The organism is Verrucosispora sp. CNZ293, from assembly GCF_002754655.1.
Window position 1 is genome coordinate 795873 of the sequence record NZ_PEFR01000001.1, and the last position, 19909, is coordinate 815781.

Consider the following 19909-nt stretch of genomic DNA (forward strand, 5'->3'; position numbering starts at 1 on the left):
CTGTCGGCGTACACCGCACTAGCTGCCCTCGGCCGGAACCAGGAAGCGGACCACGCTGTCGAGCTTCTCGCAGGTCTCCTCGAACTCGCGGTCCGGATCGGACTGTCCGATGATCCCCGCCCCGGCCTGTAGCCACGTCGCCCCGTTCTGCCGGTAGACCCCGCGAAGCACCAGCGCCGCGTCCAGGGAACCGTCATGCCCGACGGTGAGGACGGATCCGGCGTAGAGCTGCCGCGGACCGTCCTCGTTCTCCCGGATGCAGCGGAAGGCTGCCTTCTTCGGTACGCCCGAGGCCGTGACCGCGGGGAACACCGCCCCGAAGGCGTCCCACGTGCCGTGACCGGGTGCGAGTTGACCGGTGATCCGGGAGCTCAGGTGCTGGACCGACCCGCGCTCGTGCACCGCCATGAACTCCGCGACAGCCACCGAATCCGGCGCGCAGACGCGGCTGAGGTCGTCGATCACCGCCTTCACGGAGATCGCGTGCTCGTACACCTCCTTGGGATCCCGGAGCAGGTTTGCCCGTAGCCGTTGGTTGTGCTCGTCGTCGTCGGCCGCGAGCGCGCGCGTACCGGCCAGCGCGTGGGTCGTCGCCCAACCGCCCGCGGTCACGTCCAGCACGCTGTGCGGGCTGAAACCCGTCGCCTCGATGCCACCGAGCCGCAGCAGGAAGGATCTCGCCGGCGTATTGCCCCGACGGCCCGCCAGGTAGGTACCGACGAGGTCGATGTCGTCCTGGACCGGAATCTTCCGCGACAGGATGACCTTCTCCAGGGAGCCGTTCCTGATCGCACGGATCACCCGATCGACCCGCCGCCGGTACTCGGCGACGCCCCGCTCGCGGACCCGGATCGGCTCTGCCGGCCGGCCGAAACTCCGGTTCCGGCCGAACAGCGCCGCCTCCACCGCCTCCGTCGCTGCCGGGTCCATCGAGGCGATGTGGGCGTGCCCGTCGCGCAGCCGGACGCTGATCCGCGGAATGGTCAGGTGAAGCACCCGTTGCTCATGCGTCATCGCACCGCGGGTCGCGGACGGAAGTTCGAACGCGGCCCACCCGTACGCCCGCCACTGCTGGACGCCGGCGCCGTCCAGCAGCTCCTGGACCCGGGACAACGGGGCCTGACTCCACGGGAACCCGGCCGGATCCGGACCGTGTCGCCGGATCCCGCTCTGGTCGGCGACGACCTCGGCCAGCGCGCCACCGGCGAACGTCCACTCCGCGCCGTTCTCGTAGACGACGAAGTCGTCGTGGGTCCACGCCGAGGCCAGCCGTGCGACCGACGACAGCGGGTCGTCCGGCAGCGGAATCGTCCGTTGCTGGTAGGCGGCCGACAACACGGTGTCCCCTCATCTGCTGCGCCCGGTGCTGCTGTCCCGGTGATCACCCGTGATCGCCCAGCGCGCCTGAGTGACGACGCTCATCGACAATGCCACAGGCCGTCACCGGGTCGACCAGGGCTTGAAAGAACTCTTTCGCCGAGCGCCCTCGGCCTCGTTGTAACACTCCACAATGTGAACGGCTCGGCCGGTGGGACGGTCCAGTCGTCGCTTGACGCAGCGCTCGGCGGTGGTCGGGTGCGGCCGAGAGCAGGCCTGGCACTCGCACCGACGGCCCGGGCCGGCCACATCGTGCGAACCACGTTCGAGCTCGCGAGACAAAGGAAACCTGGCGGACCGATTGACCGGGCGGCCGGGTTTCCTGACGGGGGGAGATCATGGAAACAGTCACGAACCCGCATAGCCGAAGTTCTCCAGCAGCGGCCCAGACGCACAGGATTTCTGTTTCGCGATTGTTGCCGGGGGACTCGCCGCGTACCGCACAGAGCACAGCTCACATCCAGGCGCTCGCCGCGGTCGAGGTGCCGCTGCCGCCGATCATCGTGCACCGGGCGTCGATGCGGGTCATCGACGGTATCCACCGGCTCATCGCCGCCCAGCTGCGCGGCGACGAGACCATCGAGGTCACGTTCTTCGACGGCGACGAGCGGGACGCCTTCGTACTCGCCGTCCGTCTCAACAGCGCCCACGGTCTGCCCCTGACGCTCGCCGACCGGAAAGCGGCGGCGCAGCGCGTCATCGGCTACCACCCGGACTGGTCCGATCGTTCGATCGCGGCCGTGGTCGGCATCTCCGACAAGACCGTGGCCGCACTGCGCAGGCGGTCGGATGCCGCCCCGCCGTTCGAGCGGCTCGGCCGCGACGGTCATTACCACCCACGCGATCGGGTCGACGGACGCCTGCGGGCCAGCGAGTTGCTGGCTCAGAATCCGCAAGCGTCGATCATCGAGGTCGCCCGTGCGGCGGGTATCTCCGCGACCACCGCGAAGGATGTACGGGGACGGATGCGGCGGGGCGAGAACCCCGTACCGAATCGGCATCACGCCCGGGGGGCCGCTGTCCGCCGGGCCGCCCGGCCGGAACGGCCAACTGTCGACCGCAGTGCCGTGGTGCAGCGCCTGCGGTCAGATCCGTCCCTCAGGTACTCCGAGACCGGCCGCACCCTGTTGCGCCGGCTGAACGGACCGGGCGCCGACCCCGCGGAGTGGGAACTGCTCGCCCGCAACATCCCTGGACATTGCATCCAGGCCATCGCCGAACTCGCCCGGATGTGCGCGGAGGACTGGCAGCGCTTCGCCGCTGTGGTGGACAGCCGCAACGCGACCGTCCGCTGACGCGCTGACGACTTCTGCCTAGTGGGGGAACTGTATGAATTCCGAAGCGTCCACTCCCGTCGGCGCCGACGTTGCCTTCGAATCGGCTCTTCCGAGCAGCCAGGACGACATCGTGCTGCTGGTGGCCGCGCTGCTCGATGAGGATCCGCAGGACATCGATCCGGACGAGAACCTCATCGAGTGCGGCATCGACTCGATAGGTGTGATGCGGATCGTCGACTCGTGGAGCCGTCAGGGGGTGTCCGTCCGCTACGCGGAGCTCTTCGAGCGACCCACCGTCACCGGATGGTGGCTGCTGCTGTCCGAACGCATCTCCGAGATCCGGCACCCGGGCGACGGTGTCGAGGTCGACATCTCGGCGCCGTTCGAGTTGAGCCCGATCCAGCACGCGTACTGGGTGGGACGCGGTGACGACCAGCCGCTGGGTGGCATCGGCTGCCATGTGTACCTCGAGGTCGACGGTGCCGGCGTCGACCGCGACCGGCTGGACCAGGCGGTGCGCGCCGTGGCGGAGCGCCACCCGATGCTGCGGGTGCGGGTGCACGGCGACGGTACCCAGCAGATCGGGGACCGGCCGACGTGGCCGGGCCTGCGCGTGCACGACCTCCGCGAGTCGACGGTCCTCGCAGCCGACCTGGCCGCGATCCGGGAGACGCTGTCGCACCGCAGGTTGGAGGTCGAGCGGGGCGAGGTCTTCGACGTACAGCTGTCGCTGCTCCCCAGCGGAGCGACTCGGCTGCACATCGAGCTGGACCTCCTCGTCGCCGACGTACTGAGCTTCAACGTCTTCCTCAACGATCTCGCGCTGGCCTACCGTGACGGCCCGGCAGCACTGCGTCCACTGTCGTACTCGTATCCCGGCTACTGCGCCGACCTCGCGACCCTGCGCGCGCACGAGGTCGACGGCGACCGGCGGTACTGGGCCGAGCGTCTCGCCGAACTGCCCGCCGCCCCGCAGCTTCCCCTGGCCGTCGAGCCCGAACTGGTCGGACGGCCGACGTTCCGCCGCATCGCCCGGTGGATCGAGCCGAGCAGATACCGGCGGCTGGTCGAGCGGGCGCGCGCGGAACAGGTGACCGTCGCGATGACGCTTGCCACCGTCTTCGCCGACGTGCTCGGCCGGTGGAGCGGCATGTCCCGGCTGCTGCTCAACGTCCCGGTCTTCGACCGCCGGACGCTGCACCCCGACGTCCCCGAACTGATCGCCGACTTCACAAATCTCGTCCTACTCGAGGTGGACCTGGGTGGCGCCGACCTCGTCGAGCGGGTGCGGAGCACCCAGCGCCGGTTCCAGACCGACATCTCCCACATCGCGTACTCCGGAGTGGAGGTGCTGCGCGACCTGGCGCGCCGCGGCGACCACGCCGGCGCGCCTGTGGTGTTCGCCGCCAACCTGAGCAGCGGCGACCTGCTCAGCACCGAGTTCCGGGAGTCCTTCGGCGAGCTCGGCTTCATGATTTCGCAGACCCCGCAGGTCTGGCTGGACCACCAGCTGATGGAGATGGACGGCGGCCTGTACCTCAACTGGGACTACGTCGACGGCCTGTGCGCCGAGGGAGTCGTGCCCGCCATGTTCGAGGCGTACCTCGACGTGGTGGACCGACTGATCAACGACGGTTGGGATGCGGCGCACATCCCGTTGCCCGAGGACCAGGCCGCGGTGCGGTCCGCGATCGGCACTCCCACCCGTGTGGAGAGTGGGCGGTTGTTGCATGGTGCGTTTTTTGAGCGTGCTGTGCGGGAGCCGGATCGGGTGGCTTTGTTGTGGGGTGTTGGTGGGGAGTTGTCGTACGGGGGTTTGGCTGATTGGGCGTTGCGGGTTGCTGGTGAGTTGGTGGCTTGTGGGGTTCGGTCTGGTGATGCGGTGGCGGTTTCGTTGCCGAAGGGGCCGGGTCAGGTGGCTGCCATTTTGGGGGTGTTGGCGGCGGGTGGTGTGTATGTGCCGTGTGGGGTTGATCAGCCGGTGGTGCGGCGGGAGCGGATGTTTGCTGCTGCTGGTGTGAGGTTTGTTGTTGGTGAGGGTGGGGGTGTGTGGCCCGAGGGTGTTCGGGTGGTGGGGTTGGATTGTTTGTCTGCGGCGCCGTTGTCGGGTCCGGTGGCGGTGGCGGATTCTGCTTCGGCTTATGTGATTTTCACGTCGGGTTCGACGGGTGTGCCGAAGGGTGTGGAGGTTTCGCATCGGGCGGCGGTGAATACGGTCGAGGATGTCAACGAGCGGTTTGTTGTTGGTCCTGAGGATCGTGTGTTGGCGGTGTCGGCGGCGGATTTCGACTTGTCGGTTTATGACATGTTCGGGTTGTTGGGTGTCGGTGGCGCTGTGGTGTTGGTGGAGGAGTCGGACCGTCGTGAGGCGCGGCGGTGGGTGGAGTTGTGTGTTCGGTACGGGGTGACGGTGTGGAACAGCGTGCCGGCGTTGTTCGACATGTATTTGACGGTTGTTGAGGCGGGGCAGGTCGCTGACCGGATTCGGTTGGTGTTGGTGTCGGGTGACTGGGTTGGGCTTGATTTGCCTGGTCGTTTTCGTGCGCGTGGTGCGGGTGGTCGTTTCGTGGCGTTGGGTGGGGCGACTGAGGCGGCTATCTGGTCGAATGCTTTCGAGGTGGACTCGGTGGATCCTCGGTGGCGTTCGATTCCGTATGGTTTTGCGTTGAGTAATCAGTGTTACCGGGTGGTGGACGCGGTCGGGCGTGATTGTCCGGACTGGGTCGCGGGGGAGTTGTGGATCGGTGGTGTTGGTGTCGCGCAGGGCTATCGCGGTGATCCGGAGAAGACCGCTGAGAAGTTCGTGTCGTGGCAGGGGCGGCGGTGGTATCGGACCGGGGATCTGGGTCGGTTCTGGCCGGATGGGACGTTGGAGTTCCTGGGTCGGTCGGATCTGCAGGTCAAGGTGCGGGGGCATCGCATCGAACTGGGCGAGATCGAAGCCGTTCTGGAGGCCCACCCCCATATCGAACGCGCGGTAGCCACCACCATCGGCACCGGCACCAACCGCAAACTCGCCGCCACCGTCACCACGGACCCGTCGATCGACCTCGCGGCCGTGGACGTCCGCCGATGGCTGGACGAGCGGCTGCCCGGGCACATGGTCCCCGAGCAGTTCGCCGTGCTCGACGAACTTCCGCTCACCTCGAACGGCAAGGTCGACCGGGCCGCGGTGGCCGCGGGACCGTGGTGGACCGAGGAGGAGGGCGAGGACCAGGCGGCACCCCCGCAGGGGCGGATGGAGGAACTCCTCGGCGACCTCTGGCTCGAATTCCTGTCGGTCGAGCGCGTGAACCGGACCGACAACTTCTTCCGCTGCGGCGGTGACAGCCTGATCGGCACCCGGCTCGTCGCCCGCCTCGGCTCCCTCGGCGTGGAGGGAGCGGAACTGCGGGGGCTGTTCGCCAATCCGACACTTGCCGGGTTCGCGGCCACCCTCGAATTCGGCGCGACGAGCGCCGCCCGCTTCGTGGCCGAGCCGGACGCCCGCCACGATCCCTTCCCGGTCACCGACGTGCAGCAGGCCTACCTGCTCGGCCGCCGCACGGAGTTCACCCTCGGCGGGGTCGGTTGCCACTTCTACGTCGAGTTCGACAACGAGGACGTCGACGTCGCCCGGCTGGAGCAGGCGTGGAACACGCTCATCGCGCGCCACGACATGCTCCGCGCAGTGTTCGACGAGACCGGACAGCAGCGCGTGCTGGCGACCGTACCCGGATTCACCATCCCGGTCACCGAGGTCGCCGCCGACGAAGCGGAGCCGGCGCTGGCGCGGCTGCGGACCGAGATGTCGCACCGATTGTTCGACCCGGCGCAGTGGCCGCTGTTCGACGTGCGCGCCGTCCGCTACGGCCAGCGGGTGCGCCTCGGCGTGGGCCTGGACAACCTGGTGCTCGACGCGTTGAGCGTGCTCATCCTGTTCACCGAGCTGAACCTGCTCTACGACGACCCGCAGGCCGTCCTGCGCCCGGTCGACGTCACGTTCCGCGACTACCAACTGAACACCCGGCCGGACCCCGGCGAACTCGCGGCGGCGCGGGAGTACTGGTCGTCCCGACTGGACCGGCTGCCCCCCGCGCCGGATCTTCCGCTGGCCGTCGATCCCGTACACATCACCGCGCCGCGGTTCCTGCGCCGGCAGCTGCACCTGGACCGGGAGCACTGGGGGGTGATCACGAAGCGGGCGCGGGAGCACGAGATCACCCCGTCGGCGCTGCTGCTCGCGTGCTACGCCGAGGTGCTCGGCGCGTGGAGCGGCCGGCCGGACATGACGTTGACCCTCACCACGTTCCGGCGTCAGGAGGTCCACCCGGACATCAACAACATCCTCGGTGACTTCACCTCGCTCCTGCTTGTCGCGTACGAACCGGAACCGGGTACGGGGCTGGCCGCAAGAGCCCGGGCGCTGCAGGAGCAGATGTGGCGCGACCTCGACCACCAGGCCGTGTCGGCGACCTGGGTGCTGCGGGAGATGGCCCGCCGCGCGGGCCTGGCCGAGACGAGCATGCCCGTCGTCTTCACCAGTGCCCTCGGGGTCCTCGACGGGCTCGACACCACCGCCGCCGCCGACTTCGCCTGGGGCATCTCGCAGACCCCGCAGGTCTGGCTGGACCACCAGGTCCGGGAGTACGCCGACGGTCTGGCGGTGAACTGGGACCACGTCGAAGGGCTGTTCCCGCCCGGCGTGATCGACCAGATGTTCGGCGCCTACCAGGCCGCCCTCGACTGGCTGGCGACCGGCGACTGGTCGGCCCCACTGCCGGTGAGCGGGCCGGTGCGGGACATCGCCCCGGTATCGCGTGTGGAGAGTGGGCGGTTGTTGCATGGTGCGTTTTTTGAGCGTGCTGTGCGGGAGCCGGATCGGGTGGCTTTGTTGTGGGGTGTTGGTGGGGAGTTGTCGTACGGGGGTTTGGCTGATTGGGCGTTGCGGGTTGCTGGTGAGTTGGTGGCTTGTGGGGTTCGGTCTGGTGATGCGGTGGCGGTTTCGTTGCCGAAGGGGCCGGGTCAGGTGGCTGCCATTTTGGGGGTGTTGGCGGCGGGTGGTGTGTATGTGCCGTGTGGGGTTGATCAGCCGGTGGTGCGGCGGGAGCGGATGTTTGCTGCTGCTGGTGTGAGGTTTGTTGTTGGTGAGGGTGGGGGTGTGTGGCCCGAGGGTGTTCGGGTGGTGGGGTTGGATTGTTTGTCTGCGGCGCCGTTGTCGGGTCCGGTGGCGGTGGCGGATTCTGCTTCGGCTTATGTGATTTTCACGTCGGGTTCGACGGGTGTGCCGAAGGGTGTGGAGGTTTCGCATCGGGCGGCGGTGAATACGGTCGAGGATGTCAACGAGCGGTTTGTTGTTGGTCCTGAGGATCGTGTGTTGGCGGTGTCGGCGGCGGATTTCGACTTGTCGGTTTATGACATGTTCGGGTTGTTGGGTGTCGGTGGCGCTGTGGTGTTGGTGGAGGAGTCGGACCGTCGTGAGGCGCGGCGGTGGGTGGAGTTGTGTGTTCGGTACGGGGTGACGGTGTGGAACAGCGTGCCGGCGTTGTTCGACATGTATTTGACGGTTGTTGAGGCGGGGCAGGTCGCTGACCGGATTCGGTTGGTGTTGGTGTCGGGTGACTGGGTTGGGCTTGATTTGCCTGGTCGTTTTCGTGCGCGTGGTGCGGGTGGTCGTTTCGTGGCGTTGGGTGGGGCGACTGAGGCGGCTATCTGGTCGAATGCTTTCGAGGTGGACTCGGTGGATCCTCGGTGGCGTTCGATTCCGTATGGTTTTGCGTTGAGTAATCAGTGTTACCGGGTGGTGGACGCGGTCGGGCGTGATTGTCCGGACTGGGTCGCGGGGGAGTTGTGGATCGGTGGTGTTGGTGTCGCGCAGGGCTATCGCGGTGATCCGGAGAAGACCGCTGAGAAGTTCGTGTCGTGGCAGGGGCGGCGGTGGTATCGGACCGGGGATCTGGGTCGGTTCTGGCCGGATGGGACGTTGGAGTTCCTGGGTCGGTCGGATCTGCAGGTCAAGGTGCGGGGGCATCGCATCGAACTGGGCGAGATCGAAGCCGTTCTGGAGGCCCACCCCCATATCGAACGCGCGGTAGCCACCACCATCGGCACCGGCACCAACCGCAAACTCGCCGCCACCGTCACCGTCGCCCGCCAGGGCGCGGTCGCGGTGACCGACGGCATCGCCGCCCTCGACCTTCCGCACGACGACCAACCCGTCATCACCGTCGCGACCGACGGTGGACTCGAAGCAACGATCGTCGAATCCCGGATCACCGCGTTGATCGCCAAGGGAATCGGATCGCAGCCCGCGACACCTGACGACATCGCCACGGCGCTCGGCCTCGACGACAACTTCCGGGACCTGCTACGCCTGTGGTTGGACTGGCTCACCGAGCGGGCCGTGCTCACCGCGCGCTCGGGCCGGTACGGCGTCGGCGAGCGCTGGGCCGAGGTCTGCGATCCACGGACCTGGCTCGCGACGACCGCCGCCGCGGACGGCCCGCTGCACGCCGTCGCGCTGCGGTTGGCCGCCGTCGAGCACGAGATCGCCGAGATCCTGCGTGGCGAGCGTTCGCCGCTGATGCTGCTCGAGGACCCGGTGCTGTCGCCGGAGGCACTGGTCGCCGTGCAGCCGGACACCGAGGCGGCGATCGACTGGGTCGCCCGGACGATCACCAAGCTCGCCGCCGCGCTGGGCCGTCCCATCCGGATCGCCGACCTCGGCTGCCGGACCGGCGTCGCCGCCCAGCGCCTGCTGGCGCGCGTGGACGGCGACCAGGTCGAGGCGACACTGCTGGACACCTCGCCGCGACTGCTGGAACTGGCGGCCGCCAGGCTGGAGCACGCACCGCACGCTCCGCAGCTGCGTACGGTCACCGACACGTCGGTGCCACCGGACCTGCGGCACGCCTTCGACGTCGTGATGATGACCGGCGCCCTGCACCGCTACGGCGACCCGGTCGACGGTGCCGCCCAGGCGGGCGAGCTGCTCGCCCCGCGCGGTGTGCTGATCGGCCTCGAACACCGGGAACTCGCACCCGTCGCCCTGCTCACCGCAGCCGTGCTCGAGCGCGGCTTCGGTGGTTCGCGCCGCGGCCCGATGCTCGACGCGGAGGGCTGGACCGAGGTACTGGCGGCGGCCCACCTTCAGGAGATCGGCGTTCACGAACAGAACTCCGCGCTCCTGCTGCTGACGGCCCGCTCGGCCGCCGACCGTCCGGTTGTCCGGGAGGACGAGGTACTGGCCGACCTGCGGCGCGAGCTACCGGCGCACATGGTGCCCGAGCGGCTGGTCGCGCTGTCCCGGTTGCCGCTGAGCGCGAACGGCAAGGTGGATCGCGCGCGGGTGGCCGAGTTGCTCGCGAGAACCGACGACGGCGGGGACTCCAGCGAACCGCCGCGTACCGACATCGAACGCTTGATCACGCAGCTGTGGGGCGAGCTGTTGGCCGTGACCGTGCCCGGTCGCCTCGCCAACTTCTTCGCCCTGGGTGGCGACAGTCTGACCGCCACGCAATTCGCCGAGGCGCTGCTCGCCCGGTACGGCGTGACCCTGCCGCTGCGGCAGATGTTCGCCGAACCCACCGTCGCGGCGGTCGCCGACGCGGTCTCCGCACAGCTCGACGACTCGACGGAGGAGGGAGTGCTGTGAGTGCCCAGCAGCTGATCGCGGAACTCGAGCGGGCCGGGGTGCACCTCTGGGAGGACGACGGGCAACTGCGCTTCCGCGCCTCGAAGGGTGTGATGACCCCGGAGCGCGCCGCCGCCCTGCGCGAACGCAAGGAGGAGGTCCTCGCCGTTCTCCGTGGCAACCGGCTACCCGCCGTCGTCGCCGACCCCGCGAACGCGCACGCGCCCTTCCCGCTCACCGACGTGCAGACGGCGTATCTGCTCGGCCGCCGACACGGGTACGCCTACGGCGGGGTGGCCTGCCATCTGTATGTCGAAGTGGAGTATCCCGACCTCGATCCCGGCCGGGCCGAGGACGCCTGGAACCGTCTCATCGCTCACCACGACATGCTGCGGGCGGTCGTGCACGACGACGGTTCGCAGCAGGTGCTGCCGGAGGTTCCCCGCTACCGGATCGCGGTCGCGGACCTGCGGCCCGACGCCACCGAGGCGGTGAACGCCCACCTGACGAAGGTCCGGGACGAACTGGGCCACCAGATCCTGACCACTGACACGTGGCCGCTGTTCGAGCTGCGCCTCACCCGCGCCGCCGAGCGGGCCGTGCTGCACGTGTCGCTCGACTTCCTGATCTCCGACTGGGCCGGCATCCAGATCCTGCTCGACCAGTTCGAACACCTGCACCGCGATCCGACGGTCGAGCTGCCACAGCCGGAGCTGTCCTTCCGTGACTACCTGCTCACCGAACGTGGCCTGCGGGAGTCCGCCCGCTACCAGCGCGACCGCGACTACTGGTCCGCCCGGGTCGACACGTTGCCGCCGGCGCCGGAACTGCCGACCCTGTCGCGCGCGGATAACCGCACCACCTTCAGCCGCTGGAGTCTCGAGCTGACGCCGGACGCCTGGTCGGCGTTGCGGGAGCGGGCCGTCAGCGCGGGCGTCACCGCCTCCGGAGCGGTTCTCGCCGCCTACGCCGAGGTCATCGGCAAGTGGTCACGGCGGCCCGATTTCACCTTGAACCTCACCCTGCTCAACCGGCTGCCCCTGCACCCAGACGTCCCCACCCTCATCGGCGACTTCACCTCGGTCACCCTGCTCGAAGCGCACACCGGTGACGCGCCGACCTTCGCCGACCGGGCGCAGCGGCTGGGCCGGCAGCTCTTCGACGACATGGACCACCGGTTCTTCTCCGGCGTCGAGGTGATCCGTGAGATCGCCCGTCGGCGCAGTCCGGACGAGGCCCTCATGCCTGTGGTCTTCACAAGTGCCATCGGCATCGACGGTGCGACCTCCCGCGAGTCGGAGGCCCGGCTCGGGTACGGCATCACCCAGACCCCGCAGGTCTGGATCGACTGCCAGGCACTCGAGCGCGACGGCGCCCTCCTGATCAACTGGGACGTACGCGACGGCGTGTTCACCGACGGGCTCGTCGACGACATGTTCGCCGCGTTCGAGGATCTGCTCGGCCGGTTGTCACGCGACCCGCAAACGTGGCGTGCCCCGGCGCCGGTACCCCTGCCGACCGCTCAGGTCGAGCTGCGGCGCACGGTGAACGCCACCGAAGGGCCGATCCCCGGCGGCCTGCTGCACGAGCCGGTGTTCGCCACGGCGCGACGGTTCCCCGACCGCGTCGCGGTGATCGACAGCGCAGGCGAGCACACCTATCGCGAGTTGGCCGCACGGGCGTCCGACATCGCCGCGTACCTCAGGGGTGCCGGGGTGGCACCGGGCGACATCGTGGCCGTCGCCCTCGACAAGGAGTTGGACCAGATCGCCGCCGTGCTCGGCGTGGCGGCGGTCGGAGCGGCGTATCTGCCGCTCAGCACCGGCCAGCCGGCGTCCCGGCGCGACCGCATACTCAGTGACTCCGGCGCCGCGTTCCTCGTCGGTGGACCCGCCGACGGCGACGCGCCGGTGCCCTCGGTGGCAGTCGACGACATCCCGGCCGACACCGGGCCCTTCGAGGTCGCCGGTGCCCCCCGCAGCCCGGACGAGCTGGCCTACGTCATCTACACCTCCGGATCGACCGGGACGCCGAAGGGGGTGATGATCAGCCACCGCGCCGCCCTGAACACGATCGTCGACATCACCGAGCGCTTCGGGATCGGGTCGGAGGACCGGGTGCTGGGGCTCGCCGACCTGGGCTTCGACCTGTCCGTCTACGACCTGTTCGGCACGCTCGGCGTCGGTGGCACGTTGGTGCTGCCGGATCCCGCACGCCGCGGTGAACCGGCGCACTGGGCCGAACTCGTCGTACGCCACCGGATCACCGTCTGGAACTCGGTGCCGGCGCAGATGCAGATGTTGGCCCACTACCTGTCGGCGCATCCCGAACCGGCGCCGACACTGCGGCTGGCGCTGTTGTCCGGCGACTGGATTCCGGTCACGTTGCCCGACGAGATCCGCAGGCACATCCCGGAGTTGAAGGTGATAAGCCTCGGGGGCGCGACGGAGGCGTCGATCTGGTCGATCTACCACCCGATCGACACCGTCGACACCGACGCCCCGAGCATCCCGTACGGCGTGCCGCTGCGTAACCAGACGTTCCACGTCTACGACCACGAGTTGCGGGACCGACCCGACTGGGTGGCCGGGGAGCTGTACATCGGCGGCGTCGGAGTGGCGGCCGGCTACCGCAACGACCCGGAGCGGACGCGGGAGCGGTTCCGCACCCATCCGGTGACCGGCGAGCGGCTGTACCGCACCGGCGACTTCGGCCGTTACCTGCCGTCCGGCGTCATCGAGTTCCTCGGCCGGGAGGACAACCAGGTCAAGATCAGGGGACATCGCATCGAGCTCGCCGAGGTGGAGGCGGCGCTGTTGTCCCACCCGGCCGTACGTGGCGCCGTGGTGCTCGTCGAGGGCACCGAATCGTTGCGGCGTCGGCTTGTCGCGTTCGTGGTGACGGACGATGCGAACGGCGGCGAAGAGCCGCTCGCCGAGCTGAATCTGGACCGGTACCTGCGGGATCTGCTGCCGGACTACATGTGCCCGGCGGCACTCCACCCGCTGCCGGCCATACCCGTCACCGGGAACGGGAAGGTGGACCGGACCGCGCTGGCCAACCGGTTGCGGCAGGCGGCCACCGAGACGACCGGCACCGGGGGCGACGAGCCCACCGAAGGTCTGGAGACCACCCTGGCGCAGTTGTGGGCCGAGGTGCTCAAGGTCGATCGGGTCGGCCGCAACGACGACTTCTTCGCGCTGGGCGGCAACTCGTTGCTGTCGACACAGCTGGTGGCTATGGTCCGGGAACGGGTGCCGCAGGCGGCGGGCATGTACTTCGACTCGCTGGTGCGCGAGCTGTTGCCGGATCCGACCGTCGCGGCCATGGCCCGGCTGCTCTCGAGTACGGCCGACGCGCCGACGCCCGAACCGGTGCAGCGCCGGGTCGTCTCGCCGTTGGTGCGGTTCGGCGACGGGGAGAGCGACCCGGCGGTGGTCCTGGTGCACGACGCCACCGGAAAGCTCTACAACTTCGTGAGTCTCACCAACCTGATCGAACCGGGCCGGAAGATCCTGGGACTCACCGCCGGTGACGCCGACACCTACCTGCGCTCCGACCCGGAGCACCTGCTGCACCGGCGGGTGGCGGTCTACGCCCGGCTGGTCCGCACCGAACGCCCGAACGCCGTCCAGGTGGTCGGCTACGGCGCCACCGCCCTGCTGGCGATCGAGGTGGCCCGCGAACTCGCCGAGGCCGGCACCCGGGTCGACCAGGTCGTCCTCGTCGACCCGTACCGGATCTCGGGCGAGGTCAGCGACGTCGCCCTGGAGTACCTGTTCGCCAGGGAACTCGGTGTCCCGCCGACGAGGGCCGGGTTCCCGGACACCCTCGCGGAGCTGGCGGACCACGTGTTCACGACGTCGTCGGCCGAGCGCATCGCCGCGATGGGCGCGGCCGTCGAGATCGGCACGGACATCACGGTGGCCCGACGTTACGAGATCTTCCGGGCGACGGTGGCGGCACTGCGCGGGCATGAGCTGCGGCCGTGCGGGCTGCCGTTGACGGTGGTCGGGTCCGCCCCCGATCCGGAACTGGACGGTCTGGCAGCCGAACTGCGCGACCGCTGCCATGCGGTCGAGGGCAACCCGGGCGGTGCCGGCCAGGCGGAGGCGCTCGCCGGACTGTTGAACGGTGCCGCCGCATGACAGCGCGGATCGGGCTGCTGGGCGGCTACGGCTCGGTCGGTGCCGAGGTCGCGGAGCGGCTGCGCAAACACGGCGTCGGCGAACTGGTGATCGCCGGCCGCGACAGCGCCGCCGGCCGCCGGCTGATCACCGAGCGGCTGGGCGGGGCGGGCGACTTCGTCACCGTCGATCTGGAGCACGACGACGCGCTGGCGTCGTTCTGTGCGCGCTGCACGGTCGTGGTGAACTGCGCGGGCCCGTCCCGGCGGATCCTGGACCGGGTCGCGATCGTGGCGCGGCGCAGCGGCGCGCACTACGTCGACGTCGGTGGCGATGACCCGGTCCACGCCCGGTTGACGGCCGGCAGCGGTTGGTGCGCGGTGCTTTCCGCCGGAATGATCCCCGGGTTGACGGGGCTGTTGCCCCGGTACCTGGCACGCGGTCTCGACACCGTGGAGCAGCTGACCCTCTACCACGGCGTCCGCGACAGCATCGGACCGGCTGCCGCCTACGATTTCGTCGCCGGCATCCTCGCCGGCGACGACGTGCCATCGGCCGCCTGGCAGGACGGTCCCCGCCCCGGTGCGGCACGGCGGCAGACGGAGCTGCGCCTGCCGCACTTCCCGGATCCGGTCACCGCGCAGCCGTATCTGTCGCCCGAGGCGTCCCGCACGGCGACGGCGCTGGGACTCCGCTCCGGCACCTGGTACTCGGTCTTCGACGGGGAGCGGCTCCCGGTCGTGCTGCAGCAGATCCCGCGCACCGCAGCCAGCCAGATCCGGGAGACCGCGGAGAAGGTGCGCCGGGCAGCGGAGTTCGACGTCCTCGGGCGTACGCCCCAGGTGACCCTGCTCTGCCAACTCGACGGGCAGGTCGACGGCCGGCAGGTCACCCGGTCGCTGATCGTACGGGCGGACCGGGCCGCGGCACTCGTCGCGGCGGCCGCGGTGCCCGCGATCACCGCCGTCGCCGCCAACCGAATCGCCCCCGGCGTCCACTTCGCTGCCGACGTCCTACCACCCGCGGAGGTCGTCGGCTTTCTCGCCGCCGACCCGGCGGTCGTGCAGTTGTCCGAGCATGACAGCCCCCTCGACGACCTCGTCACGCCCGACGAAGGAGCGATATGAGCATTGCCGGGTCCCGTTTCCGGACCTACCGTCCGCGCCCGTCGCCGGCACTGCGGGTTGTCTGTTTCCCCCACGCCGGCGGCGCGGCGAGCTTCTACCGTGGCTGGGCCGAACACCTGCCCGACGACGTCGAACTGGCCATCGCGATGTATCCCGGTCGCGAGAACCGGCTGCCCGACCCCCACCCGGACACCCTGGAGGGGTTGGCCGCCGACTTCGCGGCGAGCATGCCGCAGGGCGTGCCGCTGGTGCTGCTCGGACACAGCATGGGCGCCGCCGTCGCGCTCGAGGTCGCCCGCCGGATGACGCGGCCACCCGCACGCCTGATCGTCTCCGGTCACCCCGCGCCACACCGGCAGCGACCGAACGACGTGCATCTGCGCCCCGACGACGGGTTGCTCGCCGAACTGCGCACCGTCGGCGGCACCACCGCGGCCCTGCTCGACTACCCCGAGATACGGAAGCTCGTGCTGCCGATGATCCGCGCGGACTACCGGTTGATCGAACGGTACCGCTGCGGACCGCCCGCACCGCTGGCGATCCCGATCACCGCCCTGATCGGACGCGCCGACCCGGAGGTCGACGAGGACGAGGCGCGGGCCTGGGAGAGCTGGACGCGGTCCGGCTTCGAGCTGCACACGGTCGACGGCGGTCACTTCCATCTCGTCGAGCACCAGCGCGAGTTCGTCGAATGGCTCACCACGCTGCTGACGAACGCCGACCCGCGTGTCCTACCAGGAAGGAAGGCGTGATGACTGCCGAAGCGGTCGACACCAGTAGTCCCGATGTCTCCGACCCGACAGCGGTCGTGGACGACTGCGAGCTGTTTCTCGCCTCGCCGACGGCCACGCTTGTCGCGCGCGATGTGATCGCCCAGAACAACACGATGCCGCTGGCCGAGGCCGCCCGACGCGGCATCGGCCTGCTCACCGAGTCCGCCTGGGACCTGACCGCCCGGGAACGAGCCTGCGGCGGACCGCTGCTGGTCGGGGCCGCACCGTTCGACCCGGGCGCACCCACCCGGCTCACCGTCGCCCGGGACATCCACTGGGGCCCGCCGCTGGTCCGCGCCAACTACGCCGCCGCGACGGCGGTCCCGCGGGCGGTCCGGGTGGACCTGGTGCCGTGGCCGGCCCGGTACATGGCCGGCGTCGAGCGGGCCGTCGCGCGGATAGCGGGGCTGAGCCAGCACAAGGTGGTGCTGTCCCGGGCCATCGACGTGATCACCGCAGAGCCCGCCCGGGTACGCGACATCGTGCGCAGTCTCCTGTCCGGTGAACCGGACGCGTACGTCTTCGCGGTCCCGGTGGGCACGGTAGGCGTCGGTGCCCGCCGGGTGCTCGTCGGCGCCAGCCCGGAGCTGGTGGTCCGCCGGATCGGCCGCAGTGTGGTGTCCAACCCCCTCGCCGGGTCAGCACCGCGCAGCGCCGACCCGGTCGAGGACCGGCGGCGCGCCTGGAGGTTGCAGCACTCACCGAAGGACCTGCTCGAGCACCGGATCGTGGTCGACGCGGTGACCCAGGCGTTGCGCCCGTTCTGCGCCGCACTCGACGTGCCGGACCGGCCGTCGGTGATCCGTACCAGCCGGATGTGGCACCTGTCGACGAAGGTACGCGGCGTCCTGGCCGATCCGCTGCCCAACGCTCTCGAACTCGCCGCCGCGCTCCACCCGACGCCCGCCGTCTGCGGCTGGCCCACAGCTGTCGCCCGGCAGGTGATCGCCGAGTCGGAAACCTTCGACCGGCAGTACTACACAGGTCTGACGGGCTGGATGAACGAGTCCGGCGACGGTGAGTGGGTTCTCGCGCTGCGGTGTGCGGAGCTCGCCGACACCCAGCTACGGCTCTACGCGGGGGCGGGGGTGGTGTCGGGTTCCGATCCGGCGAGCGAACTGGCCGAGACGACGGCGAAGTTCCACACCTTCCTGGCGGCGATCGGGCTCGAGGACGCGGTCGCCACCACGTCGAGCGCGGAGGTCGTACGCCGATGAGCGCGCCGACGCCACTTACCGATGCCGGACCCGACTTCTCGCCCTGGCCGGACGAGGTCGCCGCCCGCTACCGCGCCGCCGGCTACTGGGCGGGGGTCACGCTGGGGCAGGTGCTCGCCGACTCGGCCCGCCGCCACGGTGACCGGCCCGCCGTGGTCGACGCGGTCCGCACCTGGACCTACCGACAGCTCGATCACGACGCGAACCGGCTCGCGACCGGATTCACCCGGTTGGGTATCGGCCGGGGCGACCGCGTTCTCGTGCAGATGCCCAACGTCGGTGAGTTCGTCGTCATCTGCTTCGCGCTGTTCCGGATCGGCGCGGTCCCGGTGCTCACCCAACCCGCACACCGCACGTACGAGCTCGTCCGCCTCTGCGAGCAGAGCGGTGCGGTGGCCCACGTCGTCGCCGACCGGCACGCGGAATTCGACTACCGGGCGCTGTCGGCTCAGGTGGCGGAGTCCTGCCCGAGCCTGCGCAGCACGATCGTGCACGGTGATCCGGGCGGGCACGTCGCCCTCGCCGACCTGTACGCCGAGCCGTACCGGGGTCCCGGCCCCGAGGCCGGCGACGTCGCCCTGTTGCAACTGTCCGGCGGCTCGTCGGCGGTGCCGAAGCTGATCCCCCGTACGCACGACGACTACGCCTACAACGCCAGGGCGAGCCTGGCCGCCTGTCCGCTCGGGCCCGGCGACGTGTACCTTGCCGCGCTCCCGGTGGCGCACAATTTCACGCTCTGCGCGCCGGGCATCCTCGGTGCCCTCACCGTCGGAGCCACGGTCGTCGTGTCGCCCAGCCCGAGCGTCGAGAAGGTGTTCCCCCTTGTCGAACGTCACCGGGTGACAGTCGCTGCCGCCGTACCAGCGGTGGCGCTGCGGTGGCTCGACGCGGCGGCCAGCACCACCTGCGACCTGTCGAGCCTGCGGGTCCTGCAGGTCGGCGGCGCCCGGCTCAAGCCCTCGGCGGCCCGGCGGGTCCGTCCCACCCTGGGCTGCACCCTGCAGCAGGTGTTCGGGATGGCCGAAGGGCTGATCTGCTACACCCGCCCCGACGACCCCGACGAGATCGTCGTCGAGACCCAGGGCGCGCCGATGTCACCGGCGGACGAGATCCGCGTGGTCGACGACGACGACCGGCCGGTGCCCGACGGAACGCCCGGGCATCTGCTCACCCGCGGCCCGTACACCATCCGGGGCTACTACCGGGCCGCCGAGTACAACCGCACGGCGTTCACCGCCGACGGGTTCTACCGCACCGGCGACGTCGTCCGCCGGCTGCCGTCGGGCCACCTCGTCGTGGTCGACCGCGCGAAGGACATCGTCAACCGGGGCGGGACGAAGGTCGCGTGCGAGGAGATCGAGGAGATCCTGATGAACCACCCCGGGGTGCACAACGCCGCGGTGGTCGGTAAGCCCGACGACGTTCTGGGTGAACGGGTCTGGGCGTTCGTGATCCCCCGGGCGCCGCTGGACCACGGTGATCTCGCCGACTACCTGCACGAGCGCGGAGTGGCCGCGTACAAGGTTCCCGACCGGTTCGAACTCGTCCAGGAGTTCCCGTTCACGGCGGTCGGCAAGGTCGACAAGTTGGCGCTGCGCCAGCGCGCCGGGCAGGAGGAGGAACGATGACCGTGGACCTGTTCTCGGTGGCGGGGAAGGTCGCGCTGGTGACCGGGGGTGCCCGGGGAGTCGGCGCACTCATCGCGCAGTCCCTCGTCGAGTCCGGTGCCCGGGTGTACATCACGTCCCGCGACGGTGTCTCCGCGGAGAAGGTCGCCGCGGACCTGTCGCTGCTGGGCGACTGCCGGTCGCTGCCGGCGGATCTCTCCTCCGAGGACGGTTGCCGGGCACTCGCCGACGAGATCGGCCGGGCGGCGGACGTGCTGCACCTGCTGGTCAACAACGCCGGTGTGCTGTACGCCGCGCCGCTCGACGAGTTCGGCGAAACCGGGTGGCGCGAGACGCTCGCGGTCAACGTGGAAGCGGTCTTCCACCTGACGCGATTCCTGCGGCCACTGCTCACCGCGGCATCGACGCCGGAGGATCCGGCGCACGTCATAAACGTCGGCTCGATCGACGGATTGCGAGTTCCGGCGGCCGAGACGTACTCCTACGGCGCGAGCAAGGCCGCCATGCACCACCTGACGCGACACCTGGCGAGTCGACTCGCCCCACAGATCACAGTCAATGCGATAGCGCTCGGGCCGTTCGTCTCCGCGATGGTGGAGCAGGAGCTGGCCCGCGAGATCGGCGCGCGATCGCCGATGCGCAGGCACGGCGGGATCGACGACGTCGGGGGGATCGTCCGTTTCCTCGGTTCCCGGGCGTCGGCCTACGTCACCGGCACTGTCGTGCCCGTCGACGGAGGAATGGCCGCGGCGCGCTGAGCACAAGCCAGAA

At 69.9% G+C, this 19909-nt stretch carries 9 protein-coding genes; 8 read left to right on the top strand and 1 reads right to left on the bottom strand.

Annotated elements, in window-relative coordinates; genetic code table 11:
- Positions 1-18: 18 nt before the first annotated feature.
- On the bottom strand, positions 19-1338 hold the full coding sequence (locus CLT74_RS03735) for a salicylate synthase (RefSeq protein ID WP_099845277.1): 1320 nt from the start codon (positions 1336-1338) through the stop codon (positions 19-21).
- Positions 1339-1790: 452 nt separating this feature from the next.
- Between CLT74_RS03735 and CLT74_RS03740 the strand changes: the two genes are divergently transcribed.
- The 8 genes from CLT74_RS03740 to CLT74_RS03775 are packed head-to-tail and all read left to right on the top strand — an operon-like array spanning position 1791 to position 19896.
- On the top strand, positions 1791-2672 hold the full coding sequence (locus CLT74_RS03740) for a ParB/RepB/Spo0J family partition protein (protein WP_486581958.1): 882 nt from the start codon (positions 1791-1793) through the stop codon (positions 2670-2672).
- A 34-nt stretch (positions 2673-2706) separates the two neighbouring features.
- On the top strand, positions 2707-10287 hold the full coding sequence (locus CLT74_RS03745; protein WP_099845279.1) for a non-ribosomal peptide synthetase: 7581 nt from the start codon (positions 2707-2709) through the stop codon (positions 10285-10287).
- On the top strand, positions 10284-14414 hold the full coding sequence (locus CLT74_RS03750) for a non-ribosomal peptide synthetase (RefSeq protein WP_099845280.1): 4131 nt from the start codon (positions 10284-10286) through the stop codon (positions 14412-14414). The genes CLT74_RS03745 and CLT74_RS03750 overlap by 4 nt, the downstream gene beginning before the upstream one ends.
- The gene (locus CLT74_RS03755) at positions 14411-15520 is read left to right on the top strand and encodes a saccharopine dehydrogenase NADP-binding domain-containing protein (protein WP_099845281.1); all 1110 of its coding nucleotides are present in this window, start codon (positions 14411-14413) and stop codon (positions 15518-15520) included. Before CLT74_RS03750 ends, CLT74_RS03755 begins: the two co-directional genes overlap by 4 nt.
- Entirely contained in the window at positions 15517-16272 is a 756-nt protein-coding gene (locus CLT74_RS03760) for an alpha/beta fold hydrolase (protein ID WP_099845282.1), read from the top strand. Before CLT74_RS03755 ends, CLT74_RS03760 begins: the two co-directional genes overlap by 4 nt.
- Positions 16272-17510 (top strand): isochorismate synthase, encoded by a 1239-nt coding sequence (locus CLT74_RS03765; protein ID WP_158240200.1) that lies wholly within the window; start codon positions 16272-16274, stop codon positions 17508-17510. The genes CLT74_RS03760 and CLT74_RS03765 overlap by 1 nt, the downstream gene beginning before the upstream one ends.
- The gene (locus tag CLT74_RS03770; RefSeq protein ID WP_099845284.1) at positions 17507-19138 is read left to right on the top strand and encodes an AMP-binding protein; all 1632 of its coding nucleotides are present in this window, start codon (positions 17507-17509) and stop codon (positions 19136-19138) included. Before CLT74_RS03765 ends, CLT74_RS03770 begins: the two co-directional genes overlap by 4 nt.
- Positions 19135-19896: an SDR family oxidoreductase gene (locus CLT74_RS03775; protein WP_099845285.1), complete on the top strand. Its 762-nt coding sequence runs from the start codon at positions 19135-19137 to the stop codon at positions 19894-19896. Before CLT74_RS03770 ends, CLT74_RS03775 begins: the two co-directional genes overlap by 4 nt.
- Positions 19897-19909 lie beyond the last annotated feature (13 nt).

Excerpts from the sequence above, each read along its gene's own strand:
- CLT74_RS03745 (WP_099845279.1), top strand. The coding sequence starts at position 2,707 with ATGAATTCCGAAGCGTCCACTCCCGTCGGCGCCGACGTTGCCTTCGAA.
- CLT74_RS03755 (WP_099845281.1), top strand. The coding sequence starts at position 14,411 with ATGACAGCGCGGATCGGGCTGCTGGGCGGCTACGGCTCGGTCGGTGCC.
- CLT74_RS03760 (WP_099845282.1), top strand. The coding sequence starts at position 15,517 with ATGAGCATTGCCGGGTCCCGTTTCCGGACCTACCGTCCGCGCCCGTCG.
- CLT74_RS03765 (WP_158240200.1), top strand. The coding sequence starts at position 16,272 with ATGACTGCCGAAGCGGTCGACACCAGTAGTCCCGATGTCTCCGACCCG.
- CLT74_RS03770 (WP_099845284.1), top strand. The coding sequence starts at position 17,507 with ATGAGCGCGCCGACGCCACTTACCGATGCCGGACCCGACTTCTCGCCC.
- CLT74_RS03775 (WP_099845285.1), top strand. The coding sequence starts at position 19,135 with ATGACCGTGGACCTGTTCTCGGTGGCGGGGAAGGTCGCGCTGGTGACC.